This window comes from Enterobacter sp. DNB-S2 (assembly GCF_019443845.1).
Classification (GTDB): domain Bacteria; phylum Pseudomonadota; class Gammaproteobacteria; order Enterobacterales; family Enterobacteriaceae; genus Enterobacter; species Enterobacter asburiae_B.
This window is the reverse complement of sequence record NZ_CP050520.1, coordinates 4,101,690-4,117,083: the sequence shown is the minus strand read 5'-3', so window position 1 is coordinate 4,117,083 and position 15,394 is coordinate 4,101,690. Positions and strand designations below refer to the sequence as shown.

Annotated in this window: 14 protein-coding genes; 8 read left to right on the top strand and 6 right to left on the bottom strand. The window is 60.7% G+C overall.

Annotation, left to right across the window (positions count from 1 at the left end; genetic code table 11):
• Nucleotides 1-9 precede the first annotated feature (9 nt).
• The 5 genes from HB664_RS19800 to iolB are packed head-to-tail and all read left to right on the top strand — an operon-like array spanning nucleotide 10 to nucleotide 5,833.
• Entirely contained in the window at nucleotides 10-1,038 is a 1,029-nt protein-coding gene (locus HB664_RS19800; protein WP_013098254.1) for an ABC transporter permease, read from the top strand.
• 8 nt (nucleotides 1,039-1,046) lie between these two features.
• Nucleotides 1,047-2,180: a Gfo/Idh/MocA family protein gene (locus tag HB664_RS19795; RefSeq protein WP_219940082.1), complete on the top strand. Its 1,134-nt coding sequence runs from the start codon at nucleotides 1,047-1,049 to the stop codon at nucleotides 2,178-2,180.
• Nucleotides 2,181-2,192: 12 nt separating this feature from the next.
• Complete coding sequence (iolC, locus tag HB664_RS19790; RefSeq protein ID WP_219940081.1) at nucleotides 2,193-4,097, top strand: 5-dehydro-2-deoxygluconokinase; 1,905 nt, start codon at nucleotides 2,193-2,195, stop codon at nucleotides 4,095-4,097.
• 11 nt (nucleotides 4,098-4,108) lie between these two features.
• Complete coding sequence (iolE, locus tag HB664_RS19785; protein ID WP_219940080.1) at nucleotides 4,109-4,999, top strand: myo-inosose-2 dehydratase; 891 nt, start codon at nucleotides 4,109-4,111, stop codon at nucleotides 4,997-4,999.
• A gap of 9 nt (nucleotides 5,000-5,008) precedes the next feature.
• Nucleotides 5,009-5,833 (top strand): 5-deoxy-glucuronate isomerase, encoded by an 825-nt coding sequence (gene iolB, locus HB664_RS19780; RefSeq protein WP_143346611.1) that lies wholly within the window; start codon nucleotides 5,009-5,011, stop codon nucleotides 5,831-5,833.
• Here iolB and HB664_RS19775 read toward each other — a convergent pair.
• Nucleotides 5,820-7,013, bottom strand: coding sequence for an MFS transporter (locus HB664_RS19775; RefSeq protein ID WP_258235844.1), 1,194 nt, complete (start codon nucleotides 7,011-7,013; stop codon nucleotides 5,820-5,822). The two genes, iolB and HB664_RS19775, sit on opposite strands and share 14 nt — an antisense overlap.
• A gap of 115 nt (nucleotides 7,014-7,128) precedes the next feature.
• On the opposite strand from HB664_RS19775, the gene HB664_RS19770 reads away from it, so the two are divergent.
• Complete coding sequence (locus HB664_RS19770) at nucleotides 7,129-7,572, top strand: helix-turn-helix domain-containing protein (protein WP_247604354.1); 444 nt, start codon at nucleotides 7,129-7,131, stop codon at nucleotides 7,570-7,572.
• Nucleotides 7,573-7,582: 10 nt separating this feature from the next.
• Here HB664_RS19770 and HB664_RS19765 read toward each other — a convergent pair whose 3' ends face one another.
• From HB664_RS19765 to HB664_RS19755, 3 genes are read right to left on the bottom strand one after another with little or no spacing between them, the layout of a single operon-like run.
• Nucleotides 7,583-8,326: an alpha/beta hydrolase gene (locus HB664_RS19765; RefSeq protein WP_219940079.1), complete on the bottom strand. Its 744-nt coding sequence runs from the start codon at nucleotides 8,324-8,326 to the stop codon at nucleotides 7,583-7,585.
• Between the two features lie 11 nt (nucleotides 8,327-8,337).
• The gene (locus tag HB664_RS19760) at nucleotides 8,338-8,805 is read right to left on the bottom strand and encodes a DUF6130 family protein (RefSeq protein WP_219940078.1); all 468 of its coding nucleotides are present in this window, start codon (nucleotides 8,803-8,805) and stop codon (nucleotides 8,338-8,340) included.
• 50 nt (nucleotides 8,806-8,855) lie between these two features.
• On the bottom strand, nucleotides 8,856-10,085 hold the full coding sequence (locus tag HB664_RS19755; RefSeq protein WP_219940077.1) for an MFS transporter: 1,230 nt from the start codon (nucleotides 10,083-10,085) through the stop codon (nucleotides 8,856-8,858).
• 97 nt (nucleotides 10,086-10,182) lie between these two features.
• On the opposite strand from HB664_RS19755, the gene HB664_RS19750 reads away from it, so the two are divergent.
• The gene (locus HB664_RS19750; RefSeq protein WP_219940076.1) at nucleotides 10,183-11,073 is read left to right on the top strand and encodes a LysR family transcriptional regulator; all 891 of its coding nucleotides are present in this window, start codon (nucleotides 10,183-10,185) and stop codon (nucleotides 11,071-11,073) included.
• Here the strand turns inward: HB664_RS19750 and HB664_RS19745 are convergent.
• Nucleotides 11,070-11,258, bottom strand: coding sequence for a YfgG family protein (locus HB664_RS19745; RefSeq protein ID WP_029739958.1), 189 nt, complete (start codon nucleotides 11,256-11,258; stop codon nucleotides 11,070-11,072). The two genes, HB664_RS19750 and HB664_RS19745, sit on opposite strands and share 4 nt — an antisense overlap.
• 352 nt (nucleotides 11,259-11,610) lie before the next feature.
• Between HB664_RS19745 and HB664_RS19740 the strand changes: the two genes are divergently transcribed.
• Nucleotides 11,611-13,851, top strand: coding sequence for an EAL domain-containing protein (locus HB664_RS19740; protein WP_219940075.1), 2,241 nt, complete (start codon nucleotides 11,611-11,613; stop codon nucleotides 13,849-13,851).
• A gap of 4 nt (nucleotides 13,852-13,855) precedes the next feature.
• On the opposite strand, the gene ppx is transcribed toward HB664_RS19740, so the two are convergent.
• Nucleotides 13,856-15,394: an exopolyphosphatase gene (gene ppx, locus HB664_RS19735; protein ID WP_023308773.1), complete on the bottom strand. Its 1,539-nt coding sequence runs from the start codon at nucleotides 15,392-15,394 to the stop codon at nucleotides 13,856-13,858.

Sequence of the window (15,394 nt, the reverse complement as noted above, 5' to 3'; positions counted from 1 at the left end):
GAGTTTCTCATGACGCAGATGATTTCTAAAACGCAGGCCCCGGTCAAACGCGCCGGACGCATCGATCCCATCGCCTTCTTCGAGCGCTTCGGGGTGCTGATTTTCATGATCCTGCTGCTGATCTTCTTCCAGTCGCAGAACAGCAACTTTTTCTCTGAACGCAATATTTTCAACATCCTGACCGAAGTGTCCATCTACGGGATCATGGCCGTGGGGATGACCTTCGTCATTCTGACCGCCGGGATCGACCTCTCCGTGGGCTCCATTCTCGCGGTGTGCGCCATGACCGCGGCGTACGTCATTAAGGGCGACAACTTCACCACCGTCGACCCGAACGCCTGGGGCGGCATGAGCTGGCTGATTGGGCTGGGGATTTGTCTGGCGATGGGCACGGCGATTGGCTTCCTGCACGGCCTGGGCGTCACCCGCCTGCGCCTGCCGCCGTTCATCGTCACCCTCGGCGGGATGACAATCTGGCGCGGTCTGACGCTGGTGATTAACGACGGCGCGCCGATCGCCGGTTTCGATCAGGGCTACCGCTGGTGGGGACGCGGGGAGCTGCTCGGCATCTCTATTCCTATCTGGATCTTCGCCATCGTCGCCGTCGGCGGCTATCTGGCGTTGCATAAAACCCGCTGGGGCCGCTTTGTCTACGCCATCGGCGGCAACCCGGAGGCGGCGCGACTGGCGGGGGTGAACGTCAAACGCGTGCTGGTCAGCGTCTACGTGCTGATTGGCTGTCTGGCGGGGCTGGCGGGCTTCATCCTGAGCGCGCGTCTGGGGAGCGCCGAGGCGGTCGCCGGGATCTCCTTTGAGCTGCGCGTCATCGCCTCGGTGGTGATCGGCGGCACCTCGCTGATGGGCGGCTACGGGCGCATCGGCGGCACCATTATCGGCTCCATCATTATGGGCATTCTGATTAACGGCCTGGTGCTGATGAACGTCTCGGCCTACTACCAGCAGATTATCACCGGATTAATTATCGTTCTGGCGGTGGCATTCGATACCTATGCCAAAAGCCGTCGCGGCGCACTGTGAGGATCACGATGAAAGAGGTTCGTATTGGATTAATTGGCACCGGGTATATCGGCAAGGCGCACGCTATCGCCTATGCCCAGGCTCCGACGGTGTTCAACCTGCGCGGCAGGCTGGTGCGCGAGATGGTGGCGGAAGTCACGCCGGAGCTGGCGGCAGCGCGCGCGCAGGCGTTTGGCTTCAACCGCTCCACCGGGGACTGGCGGGCGCTGGTGGCCGACCCGGCCATTGACGTGGTGGATATTTGTTCACCCAACCATCTGCATAAAGAGATGGCGCTGGAGGCGATCCGCCACGGCAAGCACGTCTACTCGGAGAAGCCGCTGGCGCTTAACGCCCACGACGCGCGTGAAATGGTCGATGCCGCGAAGCGGGCAGGAGTGAAAACGCTGGTGGGGTTCAACTACATGAAAAACCCGACGGCGCAGCTGGCGAAGGAGATTATCGCGCGCGGCGAGATTGGCGAGGTGATCCACTTCTACGGCATCCACAACGAAGACTATATGGCCGACCCGCTGTCGCCCATTCACTGGCACTGCTTCAAAGAGACCGCCGGACTGGGGGCGCTGGGCGACCTCGCGGCGCATATCGTCAACATGGCCCAGTATCTGGTCGGGGAGATCGAGCAGGTCTGCGGCGATCTGAAGATCGTGGTCCCGGCGCGCCCGGCGAAGGCCGGATCGTCGGAGATGATCGCCGTCGAAAACGAGGATCAGGCTCACGCGATGGTGCGCTTTGCGGGCGGCGCGCAAGGGGTTATTGAAACCTCCCGCGTTGCCTGCGGCCGCAAGATGGGGCTGTCGTACGTCATCACCGGAACGAAAGGCGCCATCAGCTTCACCCAGGAGCGCATGGCCGAGCTGAAGCTCTATCTGCATGACGATCCTGTGAACCGCCAGGGGTTCCGCACGCTGCTCGTCGGCCCGGCGCACCCGGACTACGCCGCGTTCTGCATGGGCGCGGGACACGGGATTGGCTTTAACGATCAAAAAACGGTGGAGGTGCGCGACCTGGTGGACGGGATTGCCGCCGACGCGCCGATGTGGCCGGACTTCGAAGAGGGCTGGAAGGTGTCGCGCGTGCTGGACGCGATTGCGCTCTCGCACCGGGAAGGCCGCTGGCTGAACGTGAACGACATTGTCTGATGAGGTATCAACGTGGAAAAGCAGTTTGATGTGATATGCATGGGCCGCGTGGCGGTAGACCTCTACAGTCAGCAGATTGGTGCGCGTCTGGAGGATGTATCGAGCTTCGCCAAATACCTCGGCGGGTCGTCGGGCAACGTGGCGTACGGCACCGCGCGTCAGGGTTTACGCTCGTCGATGCTGGCGCGCGTCGGCGATGAACATATGGGCCGCTTCCTGCGGGAAGAGCTCAACCAGGTGGGCTGCGATACCAGCCATCTGATTACCGATAAACAACGCCTTACGGCGCTGGTGCTCCTCGGCATTAAAGACCGGGACACCTTTCCACTGATTTTTTATCGCGATAACTGCGCGGATATGGCGATTACCGCCAGCGATGTGGACGAAAGCTACATTGCCTCCGCACGTTGTCTTGCCATCACCGGGACTCACCTTTCTCATCCGCAGACCCGCGAGGCGGTGCTGACGGCGCTGGGCTATGCCCGCCGTCACGGCGTGCGCACGGTGCTGGACATCGACTATCGTCCGGTGCTGTGGGGGCTAACCTCCTTAGGCGACGGCGAAACGCGTTTTATCGCCGCCGAGAAGGTCACCCGCGAGCTGCAGGAGGTGCTGCACCTCTTCGACGTCATTGTCGGCACCGAAGAGGAGTTTCACATTGCGGGCGGCAGCACGGATACCCTGCAGGCGCTAGGACAGGTGCGTGCCGTCAGTGACGCAGCGCTGGTCTGCAAACGCGGGGCGCTCGGCTGCTCGGTCTATACCGACGCTATTCCGTCCCGGCTGGACGACGGCCTGACGGTGACCGGCGTGCGCGTGGAGGTGCTGAACGTCCTCGGGGCGGGGGACGCGTTTATGTCCGGCCTGCTGCGCGGCTACCTGAACGACGAAGGCTGGGAGCAGGCGTGCCGCTACGCCAACGCCTGCGGCGCGCTGGTGGTTTCGCGCCACGGCTGCGCCCCGGCGATGCCGAGCAAAATCGAGCTGGATGACTATCTCTCGCGCGCTGCTAATGTGCCGCGCCCGGATCTCGACCCGCGTCTTAACCATCTCCACCGGGTGACCACCCGCCGCCGCGAATGGCCGGAGCTGTGCGTGATGGCCTTCGACCACCGCAGCCAGCTTGAGGATATGGCGATGCAGTGCGGCGCGTCGCTTAAGCGCATTCCGGCGCTGAAGCAGCTGATCCTGCAGGCCAGCCGCGAGGCGGCGAGCCGCGCCGGGCTGGAGGGCAAAGCCGGTCTGCTGTGCGACGGCACCTTTGGTCAGGACGCGCTGAACGCCATCACCGGGGGAGGGTGGTGGATTGGTCGCCCCATTGAGCTGCCGGGATCCAGGCCGCTGGAGATGGAGCACGGCAACATCGGCACCCAGCTTATCAGCTGGCCGCAGGAGCACGTGGTGAAGTGCCTGGTCTTCTTCCACCCGGAAGATGCCCACGGCCTGCGCCTGGAGCAGGAGCAGAAAATCGCCGAGGTGTACCACGCCTGCTGCCGGTCCGGGCACGAGCTGCTGCTGGAGGTGATCCTGCCTGCGACCATGCCGCGCAGCGACGAGCTCTACCTGCGCGCCATCTCCCGCTTCTACAACCTCGGCATTTACCCCGACTGGTGGAAGCTGCCACCGCTCTCCGCCGACGGCTGGACGGCGCTGAGCGAGATTATCGAACGCCGGGACCCGCACTGCCGCGGGGTGGTGATCCTCGGCCTGGACGCTCCGGCGGAACAGCTGCGCGCCGACTTCAAAGCCGCAGCGGGGCAGACGGTAGTGAAAGGCTTCGCCGTGGGGCGCACGCTGTTTGGCGATGCCTCCCGCGCGTGGCTGAAGCACGATATTGACGATGCGCAGCTGGTGGCGCGCATCCGGGACAACTACCTGCAGCTTATCGCCTGGTGGCGCGAGCGCGGACACGCATAATGGAGACGACAATGAGTGTGCAATTAGGCATTAACCCGCTGACGTGGACGAACGACGATCTGCCTTCTCTCGGCGCGGAAACCTCGCTGGAAACCTGTCTGAGCGAAGGGAAAGAGGCCGGTTTTGCCGGCTTCGAACTGGGCAATAAATTCCCGCGCGAAGCGCGCCTGCTTGGCCCCATCCTGCAGCGTCACGACCTGCAGCTGGTCTCAGGCTGGTACTCCGGCCGCCTGCTGGAGCACAGCGTGGAGGAGGAGATCGCCGCCGTGCAGCCGCACCTGACGCTGCTGCGCGAGCTGGGAGCGAAGGTGCTGGTGTTTGCGGAAGTGAGCGGCTGCATTCACGGCGAGCAGCAGACCCCGGTGCATCTGCGCCCGCGCTTCCCGCAGGAACGCTGGAAGGAGTACGGCGAGAAGCTCACCGAATTTGCCCGCTATACGCAGCAGCAGGGCGTGCAGATTGCCTACCATCACCATATGGGCACGGTGATTGAGTCTGCCGAGGACGTGGACAACCTGATGACTCACACCGGGGAGGCGGTCGGACTGCTGCTGGATACCGGCCATCTGACCTTTGCCGGGGGCGATCCGCTGGCGGTGGCGCAGCGCTGGGCGTCGCGCATCAATCACGTTCACTGCAAAGACGTGCGCGCCGACGTGCTGGCGGACGTGAAAAACCGCAAAACCAGCTTCCTCGATGCGGTGCTGAGCGGCGTGTTTACCGTGCCGGGCGACGGCTGCGTCGATTACCCACCGATTATGCGGCTGCTGAAGGCGCAGGATTATCACGGCTGGCTGGTGGTCGAGGCCGAGCAGGATCCGGCGATTGCCCATCCGCTGACCTACGCCCGTCTGGGGTATAACAACCTGAGCCGCCTGGCGCGCGACGCCGGACTGATTTGAGGAGGGAACATGTCACGTCTGTTATCACGCTGGCAACAGCCGAACGCGGAGGGGCGCTCCCAGTGTGTTACACCGGAAGGCGCAGGGTGGGGCTACGTCGGCTTTGAGGCGTATGAGCTGCAGGAGGGGCAGACGCTGACGCTGCCCGCCGTCAGCGAAGAGCGCTGCCTGGTGCTGGTCGCCGGGCGGGCCTCCATCAGCACGCCTTCCGCGCAGTTTAACGATATCGGCGAGCGGATGAGCCCCTTCGAGCGCATTAAGCCGTGGGCGGTGTACGTCGCCCCGCAGGAATCGGTGCAGGTGAAGGCGCTGACGACGCTGGAGCTGGCGGTCTGCGCCGCGCCGGGCAAAGGCACGTATCCGACGCGGCTGATTGCCCCGCAGGATATCGACGGTGAAGCGCGCGGCAAAGGTCACAACCAGCGCTACGTGCATAACATTTTGCCGGAAGACAGGCCCGCCGACAGCCTGCTGGTGGTGGAGGTGTGGACCAGTGAGGGCTGCACCAGCTCGTACCCGAGCCACAAGCACGACACGGATAACCCGCCGCAGGAGACCTATCTGGAGGAGACCTACTACCATCGCCTCAACCCGGAGCAGGGGTTCTGCATGCAGCGCGTCTACACCGATGACAGAACGCTGGATGAGTGTATGGCGGTCTATAACCGTGACGTGGTGATGGTGCCGAAGGGCTACCACCCGGTCGCGACGATGGCCGGGTATGACAGCTACTACCTCAACGTGATGGCCGGCCCGGTGCGCAAATGGATGTTCACCTGGGAAGAGGACCACGCGTGGATTAATCGGGATTATCCCGCGGTCAGCGGTGGCTAGCGCGGGTTAGCCACCAGAACACCAGCGCCAGCAGGCTGACCGAGGCGCCAAGCAGGCAGACGCCCGGCCAGCCGGCACAGGCATACGTCATCGTTGTGCCGAGCGCACCGAGCCCGCTGCCGACGGCATAAAACAGCATGTACAGCCCGACCAGCCGGCTGTGCGCCTCGGGACGGGTGCGGAAAATCATGCTCTGATTAGTGACGTGCAGCGCCTGACCGCCCAAGTCGAGCAGTATGATGCCGATAAGCAAGATCCCGAGTGAACGGTCCATCAGCGACAAGGGCCACCAGGCTAACAGTAAGATACTCAGCGCCGCCGCGCTGGTGCGCTGGGCATATCCCCGATCGGCCCAGCGTCCTGCCCGGCCGGCCGCCAGCGCGCCCACCGCGCCAGCCAGTCCAAACGCGCCAATCGCTGTATGCGAAAAGTTAAACGGCGGTGCGCTCAGCGGCAGCACCAGCGCGCTCCAGAAAATGTTGAACGATGCAAACATCAGCAGCGCCAGCACGCCGCGTATCTGCAGCACTTTTTCCTGCCGCAGCAGCGTGAGCATTGAGCCAATCAACCGCGGATAGCTCATCGTGGCAGTGACGGCTGGCAGGGCGGGGAGTCGCCACCACAGAGGTAACGCAATCATGAGCATCAGCGCGGCAGCACAAAGATAGACCCCGCGCCAGCCCGCGATATCGCTGATGCCACCGGCAAAGACGCGAGCGAGCAGCAAACCTGTGAACACGCCGCCCTGTGCCGCGCCGACAACGCGTCCCTGTTCATGGGGCGACGCGGCGCTGGCGGCGTAGGCGATCAGCCCCTGCGTCATGGCCGTGCCCAACATACCTGTCGCAAGCATACCGATAAGCAGCGCTGAAGAGGACTGTGCCATGCTGACGGAAACCAGCGCCACCACCAGAGCAATCAGCTGTACTGCCATGAGTCGTCGACGATCCACTTTGTCACCCAGAGGAACGACGAGCAAAAGAGCCAGCGCGCAGCCAATTTGTGTCGCGGTCACCACGCCCCCCACGGCCGCATGGCTGATGCCGAAATCGTTCGCCAGCGCGTCAAGCAGAGGCTGGGCGTAATAGACGTTTGCCACGCTTAGGCCGCTGGCGGTGGCGAACAGCCAGACCATGCTGCGCGGCATGTCGGCTGAAGGAAGGGCTGACGTCAGTGACATGTTCAAAATCCTCGCCTGTGATAACCTGGTTTTAAAAAGAAACTGGTTGAATGCTAGGTTATGCAGTTTTAAAATGCAACCAGTTATGGGGTGGCCTTTGCGAGGAAAACAGGTGATGTCCCGAAATACGGTAAAAGAGGAATATTGTCCCGTTGCCCGCAGCGTTGACCTGCTTGGGGATCGCTGGTCGCTTCTCATTGTGCGTAATGCGTTTGACGGCATGACGCGCTTCGGGGATTTTCAGCGCAGCCTTGGGGTGGCGCGCAACATCCTTTCTGACCGGCTTCGCAAGCTGGTTGAGGCGGACATCCTGACGTTACAGGGGGCATCGGACGGCACGGCTTATCAGGAATATGTTCTGACCGACAAAGGCGAACGTCTTTTCCCCGTGATCGTGGCGCTGCGTCAGTGGGGAGAGCAAAATCTGTTTTCACAGGGCGAGCGTCACTCGCTGCTGGTCGACAGGCGGACGGGCAGGCCGGTTCCCTTTATGGCGCCAGCAGCGCATGACGGCACTGCGCTGCTGCCGGTGGATACGGAAGTGCAGAAGATCGAATGAGTCACTCCGGTTAATTACCGCTTATCGCCTGCTCAATCGTCCGGGCGACGATCTGCGGCTGGCTCACCATCGACACGTGGCTTGCCGCCACCTCGGCGATTTTCGCATGGATCGTCTTCGCCATCGCCCGTTCCAGATCGGGGTTGATCATTCGGTCATTCTTGCTGACCACATACCAGCTCGGTTTATCATGCCACGCCGCGTGGGCGACCTTTTCACCAAACGCCTCGGCCTTAATCGGCCCCTGCGTGGCTGCAATGGTGTTTTGAATGTCTGGCTTCACGTCAGGCGCGAAGTCCTTTCTGACGGCTCCTGTCGGCAGGTATAAATAGCCGTCCGCCGTTTTAGCAATGCCCGCGCTGCCCGGCGGGGCAGGGAAACTTCCTGCCAGATCCGCCGTCGACTGGCCGGAATCCGGCGCGAACGCCGCCACGTACACCAGCGATTTTACCCGCGCATCGTTGCCCGCCTCGCTAATTACGGTACCTCCCCAGGAGTGGCCCACCAGCACCACGTCACCCTGTGCGCGGGCGATGGCCCGCCGCGTGGCCGCAACGTCATCCTTAAGCGACGTGAGCGGGAGCTGGACGGCAATGACCTCGACGTGCTGCTTCTGCAACAGGGTAATCACCTTATTCCAGCTGCTGCCGTCGGCAAACGCGCCGTGCACCAGCACGACGCTGTTTTTACTCTGCGCAAAGGCGCTGGCGGAAAGCGCCAGCAGGCCTGCCGTCACTACAGACAGTGCTTTCATCTTCAGACTCCTTAAAAGTGGTGGACCGTCGCGTGGGGCGGGACGGTGAATTCAACGGTTTTGTGGTCGAGCGGCTTATGCGTCGGGTCGGCCAGAATAATCGTCACCTTGTGTTTACCGGCGGGTAGCCCTACAAGGATCACCGGCTCTCCGCTGGCGTCAGCCCAGTGCCACGGCGCGTCATCCACCACCACGTGAATGTGCCCGATGCGCGGCGTGACCTTGAGCGCCTCGGGGCCGAATACCGGTTCGATGCGCAGGTTTTCGGCACGGTACTGGATAAACACCGCGCCTTTGCTCAGCGGCCCGGCAAGCGGCGGATCGACTATCAGCTTTGCGGGCGGCTGCGGCTGCGCCAGCGGCGCAACGGCGGCGGGGCCGTTAACGTCCTCGGCGCTCAGGTTTTCCAGCGGCATGGTCCGGGCATGGGCTACAGAGGCCAGGAATAGCAGGGGGAAAAGTGCATAGCGACGAATCATGGGTTCTCTCCTTATCGGTTGTGAATGACGACAGGGAAAGAAAACCATTTTTATGTATCGGAGATATTTGCCGGAGGCGGCGTTTTGTACCCGTTTGTCAGCGTGGCGCTCTGGATACAGTGCGATACAGTTTGCCTGCCTGGACGACGCACAATCGCTATCGCCAGCCCGGCAATCACCAGCGTCAGGCCCGTTGATACCCACATTGCACCTGCGATCCCCAGCGTTTTATTCAGCCACGCATAGGCAAACGGTGAGGCTGCCGCCATCAGCTGGCCGGGGATCAGCAGCATGCCGGTGCGGCGGGCATAGCTTTCGGGGCTAAACAGCTCCAGCGGCAGGGTGGCTTTTACGATGGTGACCAGCCCGTTGATGGCGCCGTAGCCCAGCACAAACCCGGCCGCACACCACGCAAACAGGGCGCTGCTCATCCCCAGAAGAAAGCAGAGCGGCATGGCGAGCGCGGTAAAAAGCGTCAGTTTGAAGGGGGTTAAGCGGGCACCCGCCAGCACTTCCAGCGAGCGGGCGCCCGTCTGGCCGACTCCCCACAGCATGCCGATGGCGACCGGCAGGCCGAAGTGGGCAATAAACTCCGGCAGATGGGTGGAGGTGCCGTTAGAGACAAAGGTGATGAGGGCAATGAAGGCAGCATAAAGCCAGGCGTTACGCCGCTCGTTGTTAAGAGGCGGCGCGGTGACCTTTGTCGTCACCGTCAGCCGCTGTCGGGGAAGCGTTCGAATCAGCATCGCGCTCAGCAGGCCGAAGAGCGCGTAGACGCGCAGCGCCTCCTGCCAGCTCATGACCTGAAGCAGAGCATCGCCCAGCGGCCAGAAAACGGCGGAGGCCAGCCCGCCCGCCAGCGTGACGCGTGAGATTGTTCTTCGCGCCTGCTGCCCGTAGAGGTTTACCAGCGCGGCGAACAGCGCGTCGTACAGCGACAGGCGCATCCCTACGCCGCCGATAAGCCAGGCGCAGTACCAGCCAAAAAGCGTCTGGGTATACGCCATCCCTGCGCAGCTTGCGGCGATCAGCAACGTGCCGCTCATCACCACTTTCTGACCGCTAAAGCGTGCCAGCAGGCGGGCGACAAACGGAGAAACCGCCGCCATCACCAGCATCGCCAGCGTCAGGCCGAGGTAAATCTGCGGTGATGACCATCCCCGGTCGGCTGAAATCGCCAGCGCAAAGGTGCCGGGCATATAAAACGAGATCCCCCAGTTGATAAGCTGATTACATCCCGCCGTGAGGGCAAGGCGGCGTGGCAGGGCGGGTGTTTCCATTGTTTTTCATTCCGTTATGCAGTTGTCCTGAGCATAACTCGCGCGCTATTGTGCTGGCAGGGCAGCAACCTTATGCGCGGTATAAGAGAAACTTTGAATGACAACGCTTAATCTGGGCTATCTCGCCACCTTCCGTCTGGTGATCCAGCGCGGCAGCTTTTCAGCGGCAGCGGATGTGCTGGGTATTTCCCAGCCCGCCGTCAGCCTGCAAATACGTCAGCTGGAGCAGTTTCTGCAAACGCGGCTGGTGGAGCGTACCGGGCGGGGGATTAAGGCTACGGTTGCCGGGCAGGCGTTGCTGGCGCATGGGGAGCGTATTCAGCAGGCGGTGGATGACGCCATCCGGTCCGTGAGCGCATTCAGCCACGATGTGAGCGGCACCATTACGCTTGGCACGGGGGCAACGGCCTGCATCCATCTTCTGCCGCCGCTGCTGGAGAAGCTGCGTCGAGACTATCCCCTCCTGAGCGTGGGGGTGACGACGGGCAACACCCTCGACATCGTCAGGGCCATCGAAGAGAACCGGCTCGATATGGGGCTGGTGACGCTGCCGGTGAGCGGCAGAGCGCTGGACGTCATGCCGGTAATGGACGAAGAGTTTGTTTTTATCGCGTCGCGGGAGCAACAGGATGCGTTCAGGGATTTTACCCCGGAGGCGCTGCACGCTCAGCCGCTGATTGCCTTTGAATCAGGCAGCGGTACCCGGGCGCTGATCGATGGCTGGTTTGCGGCGAATGGATTAGCGATCGCACCGGTGATGCAGCTTGGCAGCATCGAGGCGATCAAACGCATGGTTCGTGCGGGTCTGGGCTACAGTATTGTGCCGCGAATGGCGGTCGAACAGGATGCCGATCGCGAAGGGCTATGCGTGATGTCGCTTACGCCCATGCTGCAGCGGCAGCTGGCGGTGGTAATGCGGCAGGATAAAATCCTCAGCAAAGGGATCGCGGCCATTATTCGGCTCGTGCAAGATCCTTCGGCTGTTTAGCGGTCAGCGGTGTCGACGGTCAGGCTGGATTGCTGCGACTGGGTTTTGTCCTGATGGTGGTACCAGGCGCCAATTGAAGAGTAAACGAAGCGGCCAAAGAAAAACAGGAAGCTGATGAGCAGTATGATGCGGGTCATTCGGGTATTAAATTGATGTCGTTTGCGCATACGCGTGACCTGACTCACTCTGTTTTTCCTGGATAAGCCCTTTTGGGCGACGAGGATATTAAGGCACAGCGGGAAGGCGGGGTCAATTCTGCTGTGTGTAAATAACCGTCAATGTTTACATTGATTTATGTTATTGAAATTAATTAATGCATTTACCATATTGATAATATGAAGAAAATAATTTCAAAAAAACGCCGCAAAAAGTTATTTGCGTAAAGTAGTTTGATTTAAGTCAACGGCTTCCCGGCCCTGATATTTAAAATCTTTCCTCCATACAGTTCGCCCCTCACCTTGCCGGGCGGCGCGTACGTCAGGTTGGATGCCTGTCTTTATTTTCCCTCTGGAGCGAAAGGGGTTTAACCGGGCATCTATGAACATTCTGGCTTTCCTGAAAAAATATGAAAATCGCTGGTGGGCATTGCCGCTTATTTTACCGGTGGTTTTACTTCCCGTGCTGAGCATTGCGAATACGTTCACGCAGCTGGGCGACGGCATTGCGGCACTCTATTATTTACCCCTCTCATTTTTGCTTTCGCTGATGATGTTCTTTGGCCTGGAAGCGCTGCCCGGGATCGTATTGTCGCTATTTATCCGCTATTACCCGTCGGTCGGGATGTTTGAAACCGTCGCGGGGATCCTCCATTTTGTCGTCCCTTTAGTGCTCAGCTGGGGTGGCTACCGGGTGTTTGCGCCCAGACGGAATATGACCGCGTACGGCGACGTACGGCTGATGGCGCAGCGCATCTTCTGGCAGGCGTTCTGCCCCGCGACGCTGTTTCTGGTGCTGTTTCAGTTTGCGGTGTATTTAGGCGTGTATGAGAGCCGTCAGAGCCTTGCGGGATTAAATCCCCTCAATATTCGCACGCTCATCAACTATCAGACGCTGCTGGTCAGCGGCCTGACGGGCGTGCCGCTGAGCTATCTGCTGATCCGCCTGCTTCGACATCCGCGCTATATCAAAAGCCTTCTCTCGCAGATCCGTTCCGAGATAGACAAAAAGGTGACGGTCGTTGAGTTGCTGGTGTGGGCTATCGCGCTTGGCGGGCTGCTTTCGCTGCTGCTGCTTCCGATGAATGAGAACAGCTCCATTTTCACCACCAACTACACTCTTTCCCTGCTGATGCCGGTGATGCTCTGGGGCGCGATGCGTTTTGGCTATAAGCTGATTTCGCTTATCTGGACGCCGATACTGCTGGTGTCTATTCACTATTTTTACCGCTATATCCCGGTGAATCCGGGGTATGACATTCAGCTGGCGATCACCTCTTCCAGTTACCTGGTCTTCTCCTTCGTGGTGATTTATATGTCGATGCTGGCGACCCGGCAGCGCGCAGCGAACAAACGCTCCCGCAGGCTGGCGCTGCTCGACCCGGTCGTCCATATGCCTAACCTGCGGGCGCTGTCGCGCGATCTGGCGAAAAACCCGTGGTCGGCGCTCTGCCTGCTGCGCATTCCGGAGCTGGAAATTCTGGGCCGAAATTACGGCGTGTTGCTGCGCATTCAGTACAAACAGCAGCTGGCGCAGTGGGTGAATGGCATTCTCCAGCCCAATGAGCTGGTGTATCACCTGACCGGGTATGACCTGGCGGTACGGCTTAACGCGGAATCGCACCAGCAGCGGATTGAGGCCCTGGACGAGCACATCAAGCAGTTCCGCTTTGTCTGGGACGGCATGCAGCTGCAGCCGCAGGTGGGCGTGAGCTATTGCTATGTCCGGTCCCCGGTTAACCATCTTTATCTGGTGCTGGGCGAACTGGGCGTGGTTGCCGACCTGTCGCTCTCCTCCAACCATCCGGAAAACCTTCAGCAGCGTGGGGCCGTCCATTTGCAGCGCAACCTGAAGGATAAAGTCGCGATGATGAGCCGCCTGCAAAAGGCGCTCGATAACGACGAATTCGCCCTGCTGGTTCAACCCGTTTGCGGCATGCGTGGCGATTGCTATCACGAAGTCCTGCTCCGAATGCCGGATATAAACGGGCTATTGATTTCCCCCGACCAGTTCCTGCCCGTCGCGCAGGAGTTTGGTCTCTCTTCGCGGGTAGATTTGTGGGTGCTCGAGCACACCCTGCGCTTCCTGGCCGCGCATCGCGAAAGACTGCCCGGCCAGCGCTTTGCCATTAATCTTGCCCCGTCGACCGTGTGTCGGGTGCAGTTTCCGCTTGAGGTGAGTCGCCTGCTGGCGAAATACGCCATTGAGCCGTGGCAACTGATCTTTGAAGTGACGGAGTGCAGCACCTTTTGCAATGCGGAGCAGGCGCTACACATCCTCCGGCAGCTGCAGAAAATGGGGGTACGTATTGCAATTGATGATTTTGGCACCGGCTATGCGAGCTATGCGCGGCTGAAAAGCGTGGACGCGGATATTCTCAAGATTGACGGCAGCTTTATTCGCAATATCGTCAACAACAGCCTGGATTATCAGATTGTGGCGTCTATCTGCCATCTGGCGCGCATGAAAAAGATGCTGGTGGTAGCGGAGTATGTCGAAAGCGAAGAGATACGTAGCGCGGTTCAGGCGCTAGGCATCGATTATGTGCAGGGTTATCTGATTGGCAGACCGGCACCGCTTGAGTCACTGCTGGAAGCAGAGGCGTCCACCGCGGACGCCTGAGCCGTTACGCGGCGACGTCGGCGCTCTCTTCTTCAATTTTGAGCAGCCAGCCGGTGACCGCTTCCCAGTACTGCTGCTCTTTTTCCAGATCCAGCAGGACCAGCGCGTTCTGACTAAACCAGTCGTGCGGGAAGCTCAGCGTCCAGTGATGGTCGTCGGTTTTCAGCTTCAGCGTAGGCGGCGTGGTGGTGGCCTGACGCTGGTTATTGAGCAGCACGCCCAGACGCAGCAGCTGAATAAGCGGCAGGAACTGTTTTTTCTTGAACAGCGTAAAGCGCGGCAGGTCGTCGAGCTTGATGGCCTTGCGGTGATAACGCACCAGGGTCGCCATCATGGTTTGCTGCTCCTGGTTGAAGCCAGGCAGATCGCTGTTTTGCAGAATGTAGGCCGAATGGCGGTGCATCCCGCTGTGGTTGATGTTCAGCCCCACCTCGTGCAGCATCGCGGCCCATTTCAACAGCGCGGCAAGCTGCGGGTGCGCGAGCTTCGGATTCTGCTCCTGCCACTGTTCGTACATCTGCACCGTGGTGTCCAGCACGCGCTTCGCCTGTTCACGGTCGATGTTGTACTGGTTGGCGAGACTTTGCGCGGTGCGGCTGCGAATATCCTGATGGCGGAAGCGGCCTTCCATCTCATACAGCACGCCTTCACGCAGCGCGCCGTCCGACAGACGCAGCTCTTTTATGGCGAGGGCATCAAACACGCCGCAGAGAATAGCCAGCCCCGGCACGAATACCGCTTTACGCTCGTCGGAAAGACCCGGCAGGCTTAAGGCGTCAAAGCTTTTATGCTTCAGCACTTCTTCGGTCAGCAACGTCAGGCGTTCGGGCGTGATAAACCCGTCTTTTTCACCCATCGCCAGCAGCACTTCATGCGCCGCCTTGATGGTGCCCGACGCGCCCAGCGCCACGTTCCAGCCCTGAATACGGTACTGCCAGGCCAGATTTTCCAGCTTCTGGACAGCGGCCATACGCGCGCGCTGGAAGTTCTCGCGGGTGATGGTGCCGCCAGGGAAATACATCTGCGCGAAGCTGACGCAGCCCATACGGCGGCTTTCCACCAGGCGCGGCTCAAAGTCTTCGCCGATCACCAGCTCCGTTGAGCCACCGCCGATATCGATAACCAGCTTGCGTCCTTTTTCCGGCTGGGTGTGCTCAACGCCCATGAAAATCAGACGCGCTTCCTCGTTACCGGAGATGATCTCAATCGGGTAGGGGATCACTTTTTCGGCCCGCTTGAGGAACTCCGGGGCGTTCAGGGCCTGGCGCAGGGTGTGAGTGCCCACGATGCACACGCTGGAGGGCGAGAAGCCCTGCAGGCGTTCAGCAAACAGCGACAGGCAGTTTAACCCGCGCTCCATCGCCTCTTCGCTGAGCATGCTGCGTTCATCAAGACCATCCGCCAGGTGTACGCGCTGCTTCAGACGACCGATGATCTGCAGCGCGCCATCCACCTCACGGGCGATGACCATGTGGAAACTGTTAGAGCCAAGGTCGACCGCGGCGAATTCCTGCGGGCGTGGGGTCTTATCATTTATCGGCAT